The 16,096-nt window shown below is 39.3% G+C and carries 19 protein-coding genes and 1 pseudogene; 8 read left to right on the top strand and 12 right to left on the bottom strand.

Annotated elements, in window-relative coordinates; genetic code table 11:
- The first annotated feature begins 36 nt into the window (after positions 1-36).
- The gene (locus tag ACWHAR_RS09975; RefSeq protein ID WP_032875387.1) at positions 37-699 is read left to right on the top strand and encodes a GntR family transcriptional regulator; all 663 of its coding nucleotides are present in this window, start codon (positions 37-39) and stop codon (positions 697-699) included.
- Between the two features lie 77 nt (positions 700-776).
- Here ACWHAR_RS09975 and ACWHAR_RS09970 read toward each other — a convergent pair whose 3' ends face one another.
- The 7 genes from ACWHAR_RS09970 to ACWHAR_RS09940 form a co-directional block, all read right to left on the bottom strand.
- Complete coding sequence (locus tag ACWHAR_RS09970) at positions 777-1,286, bottom strand: DinB family protein (RefSeq protein WP_032875384.1); 510 nt, start codon at positions 1,284-1,286, stop codon at positions 777-779.
- A gap of 50 nt (positions 1,287-1,336) precedes the next feature.
- Positions 1,337-2,554: an MFS transporter gene (locus ACWHAR_RS09965; RefSeq protein WP_032875381.1), complete on the bottom strand. Its 1,218-nt coding sequence runs from the start codon at positions 2,552-2,554 to the stop codon at positions 1,337-1,339.
- Between the two features lie 348 nt (positions 2,555-2,902).
- Positions 2,903-3,271, bottom strand: a complete 369-nt coding sequence (locus ACWHAR_RS09960; protein ID WP_004393040.1) for a DUF1304 domain-containing protein — start codon at positions 3,269-3,271, stop codon at positions 2,903-2,905.
- Positions 3,272-3,301: 30 nt separating this feature from the next.
- A complete protein-coding gene (locus tag ACWHAR_RS09955) occupies positions 3,302-3,928 on the bottom strand; it encodes a nitroreductase family protein (protein ID WP_032875378.1) in 627 nt (208 codons plus the stop codon).
- A 13-nt stretch (positions 3,929-3,941) separates the two neighbouring features.
- Positions 3,942-4,376 (bottom strand): MarR family winged helix-turn-helix transcriptional regulator, encoded by a 435-nt coding sequence (locus ACWHAR_RS09950; protein WP_032875377.1) that lies wholly within the window; start codon positions 4,374-4,376, stop codon positions 3,942-3,944.
- A gap of 137 nt (positions 4,377-4,513) precedes the next feature.
- On the bottom strand, positions 4,514-5,392 hold the full coding sequence (locus tag ACWHAR_RS09945) for a YitT family protein (RefSeq protein ID WP_032875374.1): 879 nt from the start codon (positions 5,390-5,392) through the stop codon (positions 4,514-4,516).
- Between the two features lie 182 nt (positions 5,393-5,574).
- The gene (locus ACWHAR_RS09940; RefSeq protein ID WP_007615031.1) at positions 5,575-6,027 is read right to left on the bottom strand and encodes a MarR family winged helix-turn-helix transcriptional regulator; all 453 of its coding nucleotides are present in this window, start codon (positions 6,025-6,027) and stop codon (positions 5,575-5,577) included.
- 120 nt (positions 6,028-6,147) lie between these two features.
- On the opposite strand from ACWHAR_RS09940, the gene ACWHAR_RS09935 reads away from it, so the two are divergent.
- Together ACWHAR_RS09935 and ACWHAR_RS09930 are read left to right on the top strand one after the other, a co-directional pair.
- Positions 6,148-6,579: a GNAT family N-acetyltransferase gene (locus tag ACWHAR_RS09935; RefSeq protein WP_032875371.1), complete on the top strand. Its 432-nt coding sequence runs from the start codon at positions 6,148-6,150 to the stop codon at positions 6,577-6,579.
- Between the two features lie 388 nt (positions 6,580-6,967).
- Positions 6,968-7,834, top strand: coding sequence for a DUF1259 domain-containing protein (locus ACWHAR_RS09930; RefSeq protein WP_032875368.1), 867 nt, complete (start codon positions 6,968-6,970; stop codon positions 7,832-7,834).
- A gap of 180 nt (positions 7,835-8,014) precedes the next feature.
- On the opposite strand, the gene ACWHAR_RS09925 is transcribed toward ACWHAR_RS09930, so the two are convergent.
- The gene (locus tag ACWHAR_RS09925) at positions 8,015-8,416 is read right to left on the bottom strand and encodes a carboxymuconolactone decarboxylase family protein (RefSeq protein ID WP_007615035.1); all 402 of its coding nucleotides are present in this window, start codon (positions 8,414-8,416) and stop codon (positions 8,015-8,017) included.
- A gap of 104 nt (positions 8,417-8,520) precedes the next feature.
- Positions 8,521-9,429, bottom strand: coding sequence for a LysR family transcriptional regulator (locus tag ACWHAR_RS09920; RefSeq protein ID WP_032875365.1), 909 nt, complete (start codon positions 9,427-9,429; stop codon positions 8,521-8,523).
- Between the two features lie 118 nt (positions 9,430-9,547).
- Between ACWHAR_RS09920 and ACWHAR_RS09915 the strand changes: the two genes are divergently transcribed.
- The gene (locus ACWHAR_RS09915; RefSeq protein ID WP_032875362.1) at positions 9,548-10,333 is read left to right on the top strand and encodes a 3-hydroxybutyrate dehydrogenase; all 786 of its coding nucleotides are present in this window, start codon (positions 9,548-9,550) and stop codon (positions 10,331-10,333) included.
- A 184-nt stretch (positions 10,334-10,517) separates the two neighbouring features.
- Here ACWHAR_RS09915 and ACWHAR_RS09910 read toward each other — a convergent pair whose 3' ends face one another.
- The gene (locus tag ACWHAR_RS09910) at positions 10,518-11,966 is read right to left on the bottom strand and encodes an aminotransferase-like domain-containing protein (protein ID WP_032875359.1); all 1,449 of its coding nucleotides are present in this window, start codon (positions 11,964-11,966) and stop codon (positions 10,518-10,520) included.
- Between the two features lie 128 nt (positions 11,967-12,094).
- On the opposite strand from ACWHAR_RS09910, the gene ACWHAR_RS09905 reads away from it, so the two are divergent.
- The 4 genes and pseudogenes from ACWHAR_RS09905 to ACWHAR_RS09890 all read left to right on the top strand — a co-directional run bounded on the left by ACWHAR_RS09905 (position 12,095) and on the right by ACWHAR_RS09890 (position 14,406).
- Positions 12,095-13,006 (top strand): DMT family transporter, encoded by a 912-nt coding sequence (locus ACWHAR_RS09905; RefSeq protein ID WP_032875356.1) that lies wholly within the window; start codon positions 12,095-12,097, stop codon positions 13,004-13,006.
- A 150-nt stretch (positions 13,007-13,156) separates the two neighbouring features.
- Positions 13,157-13,333 (top strand): annotated as a pseudogene (locus ACWHAR_RS09900) (DUF255 domain-containing protein); the annotation flags it as partial.
- A gap of 161 nt (positions 13,334-13,494) precedes the next feature.
- Positions 13,495-13,971 (top strand): hypothetical protein, encoded by a 477-nt coding sequence (locus ACWHAR_RS09895; protein ID WP_023357232.1) that lies wholly within the window; start codon positions 13,495-13,497, stop codon positions 13,969-13,971.
- Between the two features lie 87 nt (positions 13,972-14,058).
- Positions 14,059-14,406 (top strand): hypothetical protein, encoded by a 348-nt coding sequence (locus tag ACWHAR_RS09890; protein WP_032876887.1) that lies wholly within the window; start codon positions 14,059-14,061, stop codon positions 14,404-14,406.
- Positions 14,407-14,824: 418 nt separating this feature from the next.
- On the opposite strand, the gene ACWHAR_RS09885 is transcribed toward ACWHAR_RS09890, so the two are convergent.
- On the bottom strand, positions 14,825-14,929 hold the full coding sequence (locus tag ACWHAR_RS09885; protein WP_229023903.1) for a hypothetical protein: 105 nt from the start codon (positions 14,927-14,929) through the stop codon (positions 14,825-14,827).
- A 301-nt stretch (positions 14,930-15,230) separates the two neighbouring features.
- Complete coding sequence (locus ACWHAR_RS09880) at positions 15,231-15,812, bottom strand: hypothetical protein (protein WP_032875349.1); 582 nt, start codon at positions 15,810-15,812, stop codon at positions 15,231-15,233.
- Positions 15,813-16,096 lie beyond the last annotated feature (284 nt).

Here is a 16,096-nt window from a genome sequence, read left to right as displayed (position 1 = left end):
TGCAAATATGTATACTACGATTCATGAGGTGTTCCATTGGATAATCAAAACAAAGAACCTGTGCTGAAAAGAACCATCATGCGGGACGAAGTGTATCGCACACTCAGAGACTGGATCATAACGGGCAAGCTCAAACCGGAAACAAAGTTAAAGGACAAGGATTTGTCGGAAACATTGGGAATCAGCCGCACCCCGATACGGGAAGCCTTATTGCGGCTCGAAGATGACGGCTTGGTGATAACAAAAGCGAACAGATGGACGCTTGTCGCTCCGATTGAGTTAAAAGAAGCGGAAAACTTGTATTCCATCGTCTGGACGCTTGAAAAACTCGCATTGCAGCAAGCTCTCCCGCATGTGGACGATGCCGTGATTCAGGAATTGAAACAGCTGAATGAAAATCTTCTTCAAACAATGAAAGACGGCGATAAACCGGCCATCCTGGAAGCGGACAATGCATTTCACCAGCGCATCATTCTGCTTGCGGACAACACCGAACTTCACAAATTGCTTGTAAGCCTGAAAGTCAAAATTCAGAGAATGGAAATCCGCTATTTCAGTGAAAACGGCGCTTTAAACAGATCATATAATGAACACTCTGATATCATTCACGCATTAGAACAGCAAGATGCCGCCGCTGCTTTTACAGCGCTTGAAGCGAATTGGAAAAACAGTTTAGAACGGCTGCAGAACATGGCATAGCAAACGAAAAAGCCAAATCACTCATATGATTTGGCTTTTTTACTGATATCACAAGACAGCCGCGTTGGCTGTCTTGTTTACTTTTTGTTTATATATAAATACATACCGTAATCCGTCGGCACAGAAGCATACCCCATCTGTCTGAGCATGGCTGTTATATTCCCGCGATGATACGTTCCGTGGTTCACAACATGGAGGATCATATCGGCCGCTGCGGTTTTCATGATGTCACCTGACGGATGCTCTATTTCAAGGGGGCGACTGATATTTTCTTCCTTTTGCAAAAATAATTGATACCAGTCTGATAATTCCGAGAACATATCTTCCAGCTCTTCTATCTCTTTAGACAAGATGTCCTCTTTTTGCTGTTCAGCTGATTTCAGCGTATCCTCCAGACGCTCTCCGGAGAACACATCAAACCACCCCTTATCCGACAGATACACATGAGTCAATACACCGGCTATCGACGGAAAGACACTTTGAATCTCCTTACGGTACACATCCTCCGGAAGCTCTTTAAGCCGGGTGAATATTTGCTGATTTGCCCAAAGATGATAATCATACAATTGCAGTGCCAGATGTCCCACATTCCCCTCTCCTCTCTCGATATAGAACGTATGTTCCTAATTATACTACACTACATGCGGCTTTGTACCAACTTCTTCATTCGCAGCTGAGAAAATCCGAAAAAAGCCGAAATTAATAAGAGGAGGCCTGCGCCAATATAAATAAACCGCACGCCGAATACATCCGAGATGACCCCCGTTCCAATAATGGAAAACATAAAAATGAACTGAACTAAAGCTGATCTCGCTGCTAATATATTGACCCGTGTCTTTTCGGTCGTGATGTTTTGAAGTAATGTTTCCTGCGTGAGATCTCGTAATACACAAGCCGGCCCCATACACAGCACCAGAAAAAGGGCCGTAACGGCGCTTGTGATCAACCCATAAATAAACGTGAACACTCCATATGCCAAGGCTCCCGTCAGCATAAGCGGAATGAGATGATGCTGAAACTTACCGGATAACTTATAGATGATCAGTCCGCCGATCATCGTCCCTGCATAATAGACTCCGTTGACATACCCCCACCAAGCCTCTCCTTTATGAAGGACGTCATGCACATAAGTTAAGGACACAGACCCGATCCATATCATGCCTGCCCACGATTCGATCACATCCATCACAATGAGAACCCTCAGCTGTTTTTGCTGAAATAAATACACCCAGCCGCTTGCCGCATCTGCAAAAAGGGAACGTCCCCTGACTGCTGCCGGCGCACACATGCGTACTTGAAGAAACAGAATGATGCCCAAAAGCGAAGAAACCAATAACATAACAGTGACGATCATTGTATCGCTCTCTCCCAAGAAGGCTATGATGACGCCGCCCAGAGACCACCCCGCAAACTGAACGGTCTGATCCGCCGCAGATAATAAACTGTTCGCTTTCGCCCTTCGATCAGGAGGAATGATTTCCCCAATCAGCGCGCTTTTTATCGGAGCAAACCATCCGTTGCAAAAAGAAATGCCTCCGATCAGACAAAACAGCAGAAAAAAGAATGCGGATAAACCGGTTTGGATGACAAAAAACAAACAGACTAACAGTGTGATCTGTATCAATTGAGAACTGATTAACAAAGAACGAAGCGTGAACCGGCCGGTGACCAGCGGCAAAACGGCGCTGCCCAATACGCGGCATACAATGCTGACGAGCGTCATAAGAGAGGCCATCGCTGTCGAACCGGTTTTTGTAAACAAAAACAAGATAACGGCCATCGTATAAAGTGAAAACCCCAAGTTGATAGCGGTCTGGCTGTATAAAATAGCGTAATACGCTCTCTTCGTATTCATCCTCTGCAACCCCACTCCCTGATTATGTAAATCATACCATATTTGCCGATCAGCTTTTTTTCAAAAAAACAGATTGACATGGAGTCCGCTCCATCTATTTCAGCAAATAACAATTAAGAAGGAGTGACAGCTGATTTGACGCTTGGTTCAACTGAAAATTGACATAAGGATATATGTGTTGAAACGAGCTGATCACATCCGGAACCATACTCATTCCAAGCGACTGCAATCCATTGCTTGCCCCCGCTGATTTGACATTCCCCAATCTATAGTGATGTATATAAGAAATGATTTTCAAAACAGAATAAAAAAAGAGGGCTTCCTTTCCGGAAGCCCTCACTCCGTCTGCTACGCCAATAAAAGAAAAATAAGCGCTAGAACAGCCGGAAGTCCTTGTTTTACGATAATTGATTTGTTTGAAGTAAAGCCTCCGAAAATGGCCGCGATGACCACACAGATGACGAAAAACATTTGAATCATATGGCCAATCGGATCAGCTCCGAGGATCAGTCCCCAAATGAGGCCGGCAGCCAGAAATCCATTATACAGACCTTGATTTGCAAACATGACCGCCACATTCCGATCACCTTCTAAATGCTTCGGCAATTTGAAAGACCGCTTGGCAGCCTTCGAATTGATAAAAAACATTTCAAGTATCATGATAAATATATGTTCTAAAGCTACAATTCCGACGAAAACAGCCGCAATTATGTCCACTGTCCCTCTCCTCTCAGCTTCACTTCAACCTTATTTCCATTGTGCGATTGTTTCGATAGGAAGACGGTAGGAAGCATATCCTTCGTCTGCCGCTTTTCCGATTGATAACAGCATGACCGGTACATAACGCTCTTTATCCATTCCGAAAACCTCGGCAATCTTTTCTTTATCATAGCCGCCGATCGGGTTTGTGTCATAGCCGTGCGCGCGTGCCGTAAGCATCAGCTGCATGGAAACGAGACCTCCGTCAATCAGAATCGTTTCACGGTTCACTTGCTCCGGCAGTTTTTCAAAATGCGCCGTCAAAGCAGCGATTTGTCTGTCTTTTACTTCCTGCGGCATGTAGCCCAGTTCGACCGCTTTTGAATAAATTTCTTCTAAATAGTCATCACTGTTCATATCTGCGAAAACCGCGATCACCGCAGATGATGTGCTGACTTGTGTTTGGTTAAAGCTGGCAAGCGGCGCGAGTTTTTCTTTTCCTTCAGGGCTGTCAATGACGAGGAAACGCCATGGCTGCGCGTTGACTGAAGACGGCGCTGTCGTTGCTTCTTCAAGAATTTGAGTCATTTCTTCTTTGCTGATTTTTACGGCCGGATCGTAATTCCGAATGGAACGGCGCCCTTTCATAATGTCCATAAAGTCGTTTGTTTTCATGTGTAATACACTCCTATGCTTTCATATTTTCTATATTATTCTGCATCTGCGACAATACGTTTTTTAACATATTGCGTTCTTCCTCGCTGACACCGGCAAGCATTTCCTTTATGAAACGCTCCTTCTCCTTTTTGGAAGCCTCAATTCTCTCCCGCCCCTGATCAGTAAGCCGGACAAGTATAATTCGGTTGTCCTCGGGCTTCCGCCTTCTTGTGACCATTTCTTTGGCTTCAAGCTGTTTCAAGTGTCTTGTCACGGCTGCGCCATCAATATTCACCTTTTTCTGAAGATCGCTTTGGCTGATCTCGTCGACGTAAAAAAGCACGGCGAGAAGCTCAAGGCGGGATTGGCTGATTCCGGTGCACGCTTCAAACTTCGTGCCGATCACTTTGTGCAGTGATTGGAGCTGATACAAAATCTCGCCTTCCTCTGAACAACATGCTGTCAAAACCCATCCCTACTTTCTTTTGCGCAATTAATTGACTAGTCAATGATTGATATATCAATAATATACAGCCGCCATTCTTTTTTTGCAAGTTTTTTCTCCTTTTTTAAAAAAAGCTGCCGGTGAACGGCAGCTCCTTCTTAATGATTATGGATTTTTCTGAAATTACTGCCTTTTACTTCAGCGACATCATATACCGTCACAAAGGCTTGATTATCAATGTCATTAATAATTTCCTTCAGTTTGGTTTCTTCCAAACGGTTGATGACACATGTGATTTCTTTGAATTTTTCATGAGAAAAACCGCCGTATGCTTCTTTATACGTAGCGCTCCGGCCCAATTCTTCACGAATGGTCTCTACCATTAATGCAGGCTCGTTGGTGATAATCTGAAATGTTTTAGAACCGCTTAAGCCTTCCTCAACCACATGGATCACCTTGGATGCGATGTAGTAAGCAATGACGGAAAGCAATGCGCCTTGCAGCCCGAATACAAAAGAAACAAAAATAAACACAAAAATGTTTAAAAATAAAATGAGATCGCTCGTGCCAAACGGCAGTTTCCGTGACAGAAGCACAGCCAGCATATCAATTCCATCTAATGCGCCGCCGTTGCGCAATGCCAATCCCATTCCAAAGCCGAGAATAATCCCGCCGACAACGGTGATTAACAGGGTGTCTCCCTCGATGATAGCCGGTGTGTGGTGGAAAAAACTCGTGCCCGCGGCAAGTGAGATAATGCCGATAATTGATAGAAACGCAAAACCTTTCCCGATTTGCTTATATCCTAACCAGACAAACGGTATATTGATCACCGCAATTAAGATCCCAAGAGGCAAATGAAACAGCTGTGAACAGACAATGCTGAGTCCGGTTACACCGCCGTCAGATACACTATTCGGAATCAATACGGTTTCCAGTCCATACGCGGCAATAATTCCGCCGATGATGACCATGATGGCCCGTACGATTGATTTCGCTCTGATTTTCTTACGTCTTTGTTTTTCGATTGTACTCATATCATTCCCCGCTTCAATTATTTTTTCTTATTTAAATATACCATAATTGATACTTTTCGTTAAAAATAAGCCTATCGGCTAGTTGAAGCAGGAACCGAGGAAGGAGATTTCACAGATAACGTATCCATTTATGACTTTAATCATTCACAACGTAATCATTCACTAAAAGGAACTAATGACCATTAATAATCTCTTTTATTCCCCTTCTTCACATATTCCCAATCATGTTCTATATTTTTTCTCACCCGCTGAAGAAGGCTGAAAATGGTTTCTTTTTCCTCAGATGTAAAGCCAGACAGGGCTACCTCCGCAGAATGCTCTCCTTCTCTTTGCAATAATGGATAAACCTTTCTCCCTTTTTCAGTCGGAAACAGCTTTTTTATTTTTTTATTTTGATCATCAGGACGCTTTTCAATAAACCCTTGTATTTCCAGTTTTTTGATTGCCCTCGCCGCTGTTGTTCGGTCGACTTTAATCATTTCCGCCACTTTTTCCTGTATCACTCCCGGGTTTTCACATATACGCACAAGGTAGAGATACTGCCCTTTTGTTAAGTCTAATTCCTTAAATTCAATATTGCTGATGGAATCCAGTGCCCGTGCGATCATGCCGATTTCCCGCAAAATATCAGTCATATCTTTTCAAACCCTTCATGTTTTTGTTGCATATGCAATATAATTGTTTTACCGTTACTTCTATAAGACCACAAGCAAGCCGTGCAGTCCAGACTAATATGTGAAAAGGATTGATTGATCATGAGGATAAAAAGAATAACAACGGAAATTGATTTGCAAGCAGCGCTTGAGATTAGAAAAGCAGTATTCATTGAGGAACAGCAAGTACCTGAATCCGATGAATTTGATCAGTTCGATACGCTTGGGGAACAGTGCGGGCATGTCTTGGTTTATCATGAAAGTCAGCCTGCCGGCACAGGACGCGTCCGCATTGTAAACCATACAGGCAAGCTCGAACGAATCTGCATCCTGAAGCCTTACCGCAAATACGGGTTGGGCAAAGTAATCATAAGCGAATTAGAAAACATGGTAAAAGAAAAAGGCATCACCCAATGTAAACTGCATGGACAAACACATGCGGAAGGCTTTTATCACAAACTGGGCTATCAGACAGATTCACCGGAATTTATGGAAGACGGCATCCCGCATGTCTTAATGACAAAAGAGCTGTGAGCTGTCACTAATGAGCAGCCAAACGGCTGTATGAATTATTTACCGAAAGCCTTGTATAAAGGCTTTTTTTCATATTCTGAAACTCAGTCACAACTATAAGGTATGTGTGCGCAGCCGGTGCTTGTCACAAATGGCCGCCACAAAAAAATCAAAGCTGGAATAAAACCACCAATTTATAATGTTTTCATTTCTTAAATAGTCCGATCAAAAGCTTTTAATCTATTAAAAATTAACAGTTAAAGAGATTATAAAAAGGGAAGAAAACCTCAAATTATACAAGAAAGGCTGATTCTATCTAATATGGACTGCTGACGCGTTACATTCTTTCTATCTTCACATATCTTTAATACTAAGTACGTTGTAAATAGATTCCAGGAGGAGATATGAAGTGGAAGAAACGAGTATGGAGCCATCACGGCTCTGCAAAGAATTTGCTAGAATTCTCAATTCAACGCCCAGTGTCGTAAATGGCGTATGTACGGCGACAAGATTTCGAAGCAACATTCATCCGGTGGTACTCGGAAGAAGAGCCGAAGCATTTCCTTTTATTCCTCAGGCCTTTTCATTTGAAAGTATGGATCGGGAAGGCAGAGCTTTATGTTTAGGTGAGACTGTTTTACTGCAAGAAGAAGTGAACCCGTTAATGAGTGAGCTGCGCAAATTCGGTATCATCGTAACTGCCGTTCATAACCATTGGCTGTTTGATAAACCGCGTCTGATGTTTATGCATTTTGAATCAATTGATAAACCTCTCAATTTTGCAAGAAAAGTGAGAGAGGCCCTGAGAGTTCTGACTACTAAAACTGTGCGTGCGGTACCAAAAACTGACGGGGAAATGATTGAACGGCATGGTCTTTGTGACGAATTCAACGATATTCTAGGCGGAACCATGCATACGTTTGAAAATGGAATTTGTACAGTAATGAGATCACGAACAAATATAAAACCGGTTGTACTGGGACGGCCCGGAAGATCATTTTTGCTCATTCCGCAAATGTTTTCATTTGAATCAATGACAAAAGACGGCCGTGCTCTTTGCAGCGGAGAAACTGTAATTCTGCAAAAAGAAAGCAATCCATTTATCAGCGTCCTTCGGAAACATGATCTGATTGTAACGTCACTTCACAATCACTGGCTGTTTGACAAACCGAGACTGATGTATATTCATTTCGAAGCGATTGATAAACCTGTCAACTTCGCCTTAAAAGTGAGAGATGCTTTAAAAGTGCTTACTGATAAAGAGGTCAAAGCTTAGCATGTTTTGAAGTATCAAAAAGCGATTAATATAATCGCTTTTACATATGATCAACCGAAAAACAAAAAAGAGGTCAGACATTTTAATGTTAAAAAACAGCCTTATAGGCTGTCGTTTTGTGTATATTCTACTGATGAGTTTTTACTAAATATCGCGCATTCCATACAAGCTCTTTATTTCTCAATGGCTTTCTACATGTCGTTGTGCAAACACCTTCTTAGCCACTGAAAGAGCATTAAGTACACGCGGGAAGCCTGTATAAGGAACCAATTGGGTGATACTCTCTACAATCTCAGTCGGTGTTAATCCGGATGTAAGCCCTGTATTGATATGAAGTTCAAGCTGAGGCTCGGTTCCTTGCGTTACAAGGGATGAAATGGTAACAAGCGCACGCTGTTGATTGGTTAATCCCGGCCGTGAATATATATCTCCATAAGCAAATTCTATAATGTACTTACTTACATCTGGGGCGATATCTTTCAAGTCTTCAGAAATCTTTAAATGCGTAGAGATTTTATCATCGCTTGTTAAAGTGTACTCCATTAATTTGTCTAAACCTTGTTGGTAACGGCTTTGATCCATTTGAATTTCCTCCTGAAAGGTACTTATTTTCTGACATAAGATAATATATCGCAGCCCTCTCTAACCGTAAAATACATAAAAACTATAAAAACCATTCATTTTTTTCATGAGTTATCTTGATTTACGTAATTACTCTTACAAAAAAATGAAATATACCGGATAAATTCGCGTACTGCGTGTGAAACGTATTTACCTTTTTTTAAAATAATCGCCACTTTCCAAGGAATTGATGGATTAACAATGGAAATTGCCTTAACTAAACTTTGATCAGTCTTTTTCACTATAGACTGAGGGAAAATGGAGATACCTAGTTCTTCTCCAATCATTTCGCTGATAAAATCCCATTGAGAACTTTCATAAACAATATTTGGACGAAAACCGGCTCTAATACACTCTTGAATAATCCGATCGTGAAGAGAAAAGTCTTCACTAAACAGGATGAAAGGTTCATTTTTCAAGTCTTGCATTTCCACAATCTCTTTATGAACAAGCGGGTGAGCGGAATGAACGAAGAGCATCAGTTCTTCATTAAGCAATGGAATAATATCAAACTGCTCTTCGTCCACTGGTTCAATAACCACGCCAAGATCCAGTACCCCATCTTCAACCTCCTGTTTCACCTTGTTACCCCCATGTTCTATCAGCTTGATGTTCACATCAGGATACAATTGTTTAAATCCTTTAATGATTTTAGGAAAAAACAAGACACCGATAAGCGGCGGTATTCCAATTTTCACTTTTCCTTTTTTTAAATGTAAAAGATCGTATAAGTTCGTCGACAAGTCATCTATTGACTTCATAATCATTTGGCCTTGCTCAAATACAATTTCGCCTGCATCTGTCAAAGCGATTTGTCTAGCGGATCGATCAATGAGCTCAACCTTTAATTCCTCTTCCAAACTTTTAACCATCTTACTTAAGGCAGGCTGTGACAAATGCAGATTTTCTGATGCCTTAGTAAAACTGTTGGATTTAGCAACTTCAAGAAAGTATGTGATTTGGCGTATATCCATCGTATGATCTCCATTCCATAAGTTTAACGAATACATTATATTCTTTTTATTCATTTTACTTATACAATTGCCGGGTGTAAACTTTTAGGAGACCAAAATGTTTCCTGGAGGGGTTACTATGAGTGAATTATTGGAAAGTAAAGTTGCTCTTGTTACAGGCGCGGCTAGCGGAATTGGTTTAGAAATTGCACGTGAATTCGCTAAAGAAGGCGCAAAAGTGGTAATTTCCGATTTGAACGAAAAAGCCGTGCATCATGCAGCTGAGGAACTTAAGGGACAAGGATACGAAGTCCTCTCTGCAGTTTGTGATGTAACAAACGAAGAACAAGTTGAAAAAAGTTTCTCTAAGACACTTGAAACCTTTGGGCGATTGGATATTCTGGTAAACAATGCGGGGATTCAGCATGTATCGGATATAGAAAACTTCCCGACTGATAAATTTGAATTTATGCTGAAATTAATGCTTACTGCTCCTTTTAGTGCGACAAAAAGAGTATTCCCTTTGATGAAAAAACAAAAATTTGGCCGCATCATCAATATGGCTTCCATAAATGGTTTAATTGGTTTTGCAGGGAAGGCAGCTTATTGCAGCGCTAAACACGGTTTGATCGGTTTAACTAAAGTATCAGCATTAGAAGGAGCGGAATACGGAATTACTGTCAACGCCTTGTGTCCGGGATATATCGACACTCCATTGGTGCAAAACCAGTTAAAAGATATTGCAGAGACTAGAGGCATTTCTATAGAAAAGGTGTTTGAAGAAGTCATTTACCCCTTGGTTCCTCAAAAACGTTTGTTAACCGTGCAAGAAATCGCTGATTACGCAGTATTCCTCGCCAGTGACAAAGCTAAAGGTGTTACAGGGCAGGCCGTCGTAATGGATGGCGGTTATACAGCCCAATAATGAGTTTGAATAAAACAAGGAGAGTAGAAATTAACCTTTTTTTTACATTCGGCATCTTAACTTAAGAAAAGCCGCTTTGTTAGCGGCTTTTTTACTGGTTTTCATGAGGGGACAAGAAGCATTTGAAAAAGCGAAACGCGAAAACAAGCCGATTCTTGTCATTGATAGCATGTCTCTTATATATTTATCTGCTTGCCAATTCTTTAATCATCAAACCCAATTCATAAATTCCCTTTTGAAGGTCTTCAAGAGATGCATAAGCATATGATAAGCGAATATAATTCCCTTTTTCTTGAGCATAGATACTGCCGAGATTGAGAAGTATCCCTTTTGTCAAAGCTTTTGTATAAAGTAATTTCATAGATAGTGAAGGCAATATTTTGACCCAGACAAAGAATCCTCCCTTCGGCATATTCCATGCAGCGACATTCTTCAAATTGGTTTCTAAAAGACTCATGACCAATTGTCTTCTCACCTTTAATTGACTTCTCACCTGTTCTAGATGTTGCTGGTATTCACCGGATGTAAACCACTCTGCCGCTACTCTCTGGGATAACGAACTGGAGCCGTAATCTGTTTGCATTTTTATGTCGGATAAACGTTCAATCACTGGTTCCGGCCCGACAATCCATCCAATCCTCAAACCCGGACTTAATGTTTTCGATAAACTGCCTATGTAAAGCACATGCCCATTTTTATCAATTGTTTTAATAGGATCTGGAGGAATCTCATCTATCCATAACTCACGATAAATGTCATCTTCAATAATGGGAAGCTGTGCATTCTCACTTGCCGCAAGGATTTCTTCTCGTCGCCGTTCTGACATTAAAATACCTGTCGGATTATGAAAACAAGGATTTGTATATAAGATAGCCCTCCCCCGTTCCCCCCTTGCCATGTGGATATGTTCAGGCAAAAGTCCATCATTATCCATAGGAACTCCAGTCAGCTTCATACCGGCTGATTGAAATACGTGTAGTGAATAAAGATAAGACGGCTGATCGAGAAATACGGTCGATCCCCTTTGTAAAAGCCCCATTGATATCAGCTGTAAGGCTTGCAGTGCGCCTGAAACAATAAGAATGGAAGAAGGAGAAGCTTGAATCCCAATTGTTCTTAAATAGCCGCTTAATGCCTCTCTCAAAGGCAAATAGCCTTTTGGTTCCTCATACCCGAATGCCTCTATGTTTTGAGATACCTTTCCCATGATCTCTTTCATAACAGCTAAAGGAAAAATCTCATGTGAAAGTTCTCCTTTACTGAGCTGTATAAGATCGGAATTTGATTCTGATTTATTGATCTCTTGAACGATTTTTTGGCTTGGCTGCTGGATTCCGGAGGTTACATACTGATCCCAATCAGGGGCGGAATTCTTAGCCAAAAGTGTCCATGTATTGTTCGTAACAACTGTCCCTTTGCCCATTCTGCCTTCGATTAATCCATCCGCCATCAATTCCTCTAAAGCTGTAATGACTGTGCTCCTGTTCACCTCAAAGTGTTTGGCAAGCGTGCGCTGGCTTGGAATCTTACTTCCAATCGGCCATTCTCCATTTCCTATTTTCTCTTTTATAAATTGAATGATTTGTATGTACTTAGGAAGCTTTTTCATCTTTTTTTCTTCTGGAGCGCTCATAAAAAGTATCCTCCTTAAAGTGGTTGGGTCAAAATCTATTTAACTGGTTGAAGTCATATCATCAAATCTTTATTAATATAGAAACACATTAAATAACTGGTTGGTTTTTGTAAAGAGGAGTGAGAAAGATGCGAAAGAAAACAGTTCGAATCGGCATATCTTACAGTCTGATGATTGGGTTGTGGGCATCAGCTTTCCCGGGAATTCGCGCGGGCTTGGAGAGTTACACGCCGGAACACCTCGCTTTGTTTCGCTTGTTGATTGGGTCAATGGCACTGGTGGTTTTTGCTGTTTTGACTCATATGCGTTTACCTGATATGAAGGATATCCCTGCTATTTTATCTTTAGGATTTTTAGGTTTTGCACTATATCACATTTTGCTGAATATCGGAGAAAAAACAGTCAGCGCAGGGGTAGCAAGCTTACTCGTGACCATGACACCTATTTTTTCTGCAATGTTATCTCGTCTGTTTTTTGGTGAACATTTTGGGCTTTATAAATGGGTTGGCTCTATCATAAGTTTATTGGGTGTGTCGATCATTTCATTTGGGGCAGGAAACTATACAAATTCAGTGAACGGCATTTTGTTAATCCTGCTGGCAGCTTTTTCGGAGAGTATTTATTTCGTTTTTCAAGCCCGCTATATAAAAAAATATGGATTTATTCCATTCGTTACATTCACTATTTGGGGCGGGACAGTACCTATGCTTGTATTCTTGCCTGGCTTAGGGGAAGAGTTTTTGAACGCTTCAATGAACTCAACATTGTCTATCGTTTACTTAGGCTTATTACCAACGGTTGTGCCTTACTTTGCACTTGCGTATGTCACTTCACTCGTCGGTGCTTCAGAAGCAGCCATTTCACTTTATTTAACACCAGCCATAACCTTGGTCATTTCTTGGGTGTGGTTAGGTGAAGTACCCACGTTTATTGCACTGACAGGCGGGATGGTTACAGTCGCCGGGGTGTGTTTCACTTATCTAACAGTAAATAAAATGATAAAGATTTTAAATCCTTACTTCTTATCTAAAAAGCAATAAGGAAAGATGAAGTTTAACCCTGAAAATAGAGTCATAAGCAGTTCTCCTTTTTAATGACTTGGGTTTGGTTCACAAAGTTGAGTGTCTGAATTTTTTTAGAAGATTGTGGTATGTTAAACGTACAAATATGAATAGAAAGCAGGTGAGCCCATGCCAAACAATAGCAAACCAAACAGCTTAATCACAGAGAAGTCACCGTACTTACTTCAACACGCCCACAATCCAGTCAACTGGCACCCTTGGGGAGAAGAAGCCTTCGAAAAAGCAAAACGCGAAAACAAGCCGGTTCTTGTCAGCATCGGCTATTCGACGTGTCACTGGTGTCATAATTTGTTCTCAAAACAGGAAAATCTCTACAAAGGGTAATAAACCCTATATTTTTAGGTAATATTACCTTAATTTTAGCTTAAATTCCTCAATAATCAATAAAATACATCTCTCTTTTTTGTATAATTTTGAGTGATTACATGATTAAGGAGATGTTTGCATTGTTAAAATTTTTAAGTAAGTCATTAGTTATTATGATGACGATTGTATTTAGCTTTGCTGTTTTCTCAACTTCAATGAGCCAGTCAGCACACGCTGCTGGTGGAGAATGGGTAAACTTAGGAAAAGGTTATAAAGCTAGATTTGATGAGCCTCATGATAAAAAGACTGGTAAATGGCATGTACATGTATATAATGGAAAAAAAGAAATTGCCAGTGAAAACATGGATGGAACAAGCCATGATGGAAGTCACTTATCAAAAGCACCTAAATCAGCAGTCAAAAAATTAAAGAGTACTTCTCAATGGAAAAAGTATAAGAAAAAAGAAAATCAACTTTCTGAAGCTCGAAAACAAGTACATAAAAAAAGCTGGTGGCAGATGGTAATTGATCCTACACCTCTTATTGTATTAGCTATGGCATTAGGCATTGCATTTAAATCCCTTACTATGTTTCAATGGAAAGCGATAGTAGCTTAAATTAAGAAACGGAGATAAAGGAATATGAGAACTTTAAACACGAGATTTAAACGTTTATTGAGATTAAGAGATTTTGAATTCTTTCAAGTGGAATTAAACGATGATGACAGAACTGCTTTTTTGTTATTCATTGATGAAAGATTGCTAGATTCTGAAGAAGGTAATAATGTAAAAATATTTTTAATCTCCCATTTCGAGTTATCTGATTCGTCATATCAAGATGTACTAAGTTTTAATGATGATCTTTTGGGTATGAAATATAATTGTTCATATGTAATGGACACTTTAACTGTTAAAGAGGAGTTTGATTTCGATTTCCCATTTGACATGCTTGCAATTCGAGAGTATGTTCAAGAGTTATTGTCCACTTTAAAAATCGACAAAAAACTCCCTAAATTTAAAGAAACGGATTTTAATTATTTATCTCAAGAATAGTAAGTACGTTAGATAAAAAAGAAACATCTAAGTTTAGTTTTGATTTGCCTTTTTGCAAATTGTATTTATATGGCGATCTTGATATTGTGATAAGAAAACAGCAGATTTCTGAAGAAGTCTGCTGTTTTCATTCTGTTAATCTCCCGACAATGGATTTTTTTACATTCAGTAACATGTTATTAGTGCCACGTCTATTAGAGCAGATATATCTGATAATTTGGTTTCAGACAAACTAAACGCGGTTTATTGCAGAAACAAGTTCTTTTCTTCTGAATTCGTACATGCCCATAAAAAAGAAGAAATAATATTAATGCATTTTTTTAAAACACTGCCTTCTTTCTTTTTTAAAAAAATTTCGTAAGTATTCCTAACTTCTTAAACGTCTTTTGATCTCAAATAAATTAGCATTAGTTCATGTCTAAAAATCTAAAAGTTGATAATATAGGAGAACCTCTTGCTTCATTTCGACTTCTTCTAAAAGAGATTCAATTTTTGACTTCTTCTTTTTGGTTTCATCAATCATGTTTTTCCTTATGGTTGTATACCATGAATTCAACTTAGATATTAAAACTTCATATGGAATCCTTTCTTTTTTATAGATATATGATTCAAGCAAATCTCACCCCGCATATTTACAAAATTATTCGAATATTTACATTAATTGTATTATGTCAGATCAATTAGCCATTTACAATTCTTAATGTAAAAAGGTACATTTTGGCTGCACACAAACAATCTGATTGCGTTTTTTTTGCGGCAATAGTAATACTTTCGAGGCTTGACATGATATTAAAAAAATAAAAAGAGGATAACAAAAGTTATCCTCAATTATTATATTTTTGTTCATACTTATCCCAATCATTCAACAAGATATGTAAATAATCATTCTTATCACATTCTGTTTGACTGTATCCCAAATCTTTTCTTATTAAAACCATTAGTTCACCCAAAAGGACTATTAATCTTTCAGCTTCTGTGGGCTTATCACCTTTTATTTTTAAAGATTGCTTTCTATACTCAACAAACTTTTTAACTGTATCATCTGATGCAAAGAAAAAAAGTTTAGAACCTAACTCAGTCATGCTTTTACTATGCTCTTTCTTAACTTCTTCATTTGTTGTCAAGTCATTTATATAATCTTTATCAGTCAAATTCATAACAAGTAGCCTAATAAGTCTCACAAATTCTTCTGTCTTATGAATATGTAACTGAGCTTCATTGATTTTCATTAACTCTAGGTCAGTAGTCAGTTTATTTCTAAATTCTTCTAACTGAGTATTTAAATCGTGCTCAATTTTTTTAAAATTTTTGGCATGCACTTGATCAGGTAATTTTTTTACATAAGTAATTATAAACCAACCGACAAAAACCAATATTAACTGCAAAATTACGTTTAAAATCTCCATATACAAGTCCCCTTGTTTTCCCTAATTACACCACTTATTTGAAGTAAGAAGATAGTATAATCATAATGCTAAGATTTTAAAATAAAAAACAACGATATTTAGTCTTGATATCGTTGTGCTATATTAAATTCATTTTTTTTGTTTAAATTTTAGGCATGGCAATCATCACAATTTAAAACTTCCCATGCTTGATTAAAAACACTATTATCTGGTCCCCAAAGAGGACATGAATTGACTGCACATCTATACCGATAACCACGCCCATCCCAATACTGACAACATAA

The organism is Bacillus sp. LR--39 (genome assembly GCF_053613335.1).
This window is presented reverse-complemented; position numbering and strand designations above follow the sequence as displayed.

What these genes read in the sequence shown, in the direction of transcription:
- ACWHAR_RS09965 (WP_032875381.1), bottom strand. Translation starts at nt 2,554, where the DNA reads ATGAATACGAAGAGAGCGTATTACGCTATTTTATACAGCCAGACCGCT.
- ACWHAR_RS09915 (WP_032875362.1), top strand. Translation starts at nt 9,548, where the DNA reads ATGAGTGAATTATTGGAAAGTAAAGTTGCTCTTGTTACAGGCGCGGCT.
- ACWHAR_RS09940 (WP_007615031.1), bottom strand. Translation starts at nt 6,027, where the DNA reads ATGACTGATATTTTGCGGGAAATCGGCATGATCGCACGGGCACTGGAT.
- ACWHAR_RS09910 (WP_032875359.1), bottom strand. Translation starts at nt 11,966, where the DNA reads ATGAGCGCTCCAGAAGAAAAAAAGATGAAAAAGCTTCCTAAGTACATA.
- ACWHAR_RS09955 (WP_032875378.1), bottom strand. Translation starts at nt 3,928, where the DNA reads ATGAAAACAAACGACTTTATGGACATTATGAAAGGGCGCCGTTCCATT.
- ACWHAR_RS09880 (WP_032875349.1), bottom strand. Translation starts at nt 15,812, where the DNA reads ATGGAGATTTTAAACGTAATTTTGCAGTTAATATTGGTTTTTGTCGGT.
- ACWHAR_RS09920 (WP_032875365.1), bottom strand. Translation starts at nt 9,429, where the DNA reads ATGGATATACGCCAAATCACATACTTTCTTGAAGTTGCTAAATCCAAC.
- ACWHAR_RS09925 (WP_007615035.1), bottom strand. Translation starts at nt 8,416, where the DNA reads ATGGATCAAAGCCGTTACCAACAAGGTTTAGACAAATTAATGGAGTAC.
- ACWHAR_RS09885 (WP_229023903.1), bottom strand. Translation starts at nt 14,929, where the DNA reads ATGATTGATGAAACCAAAAAGAAGAAGTCAAAAATTGAATCTCTTTTA.
- ACWHAR_RS09905 (WP_032875356.1), top strand. Translation starts at nt 12,095, where the DNA reads ATGCGAAAGAAAACAGTTCGAATCGGCATATCTTACAGTCTGATGATT.
- ACWHAR_RS09945 (WP_032875374.1), bottom strand. Translation starts at nt 5,392, where the DNA reads ATGAGTACAATCGAAAAACAAAGACGTAAGAAAATCAGAGCGAAATCA.
- ACWHAR_RS09935 (WP_032875371.1), top strand. Translation starts at nt 6,148, where the DNA reads ATGAGGATAAAAAGAATAACAACGGAAATTGATTTGCAAGCAGCGCTT.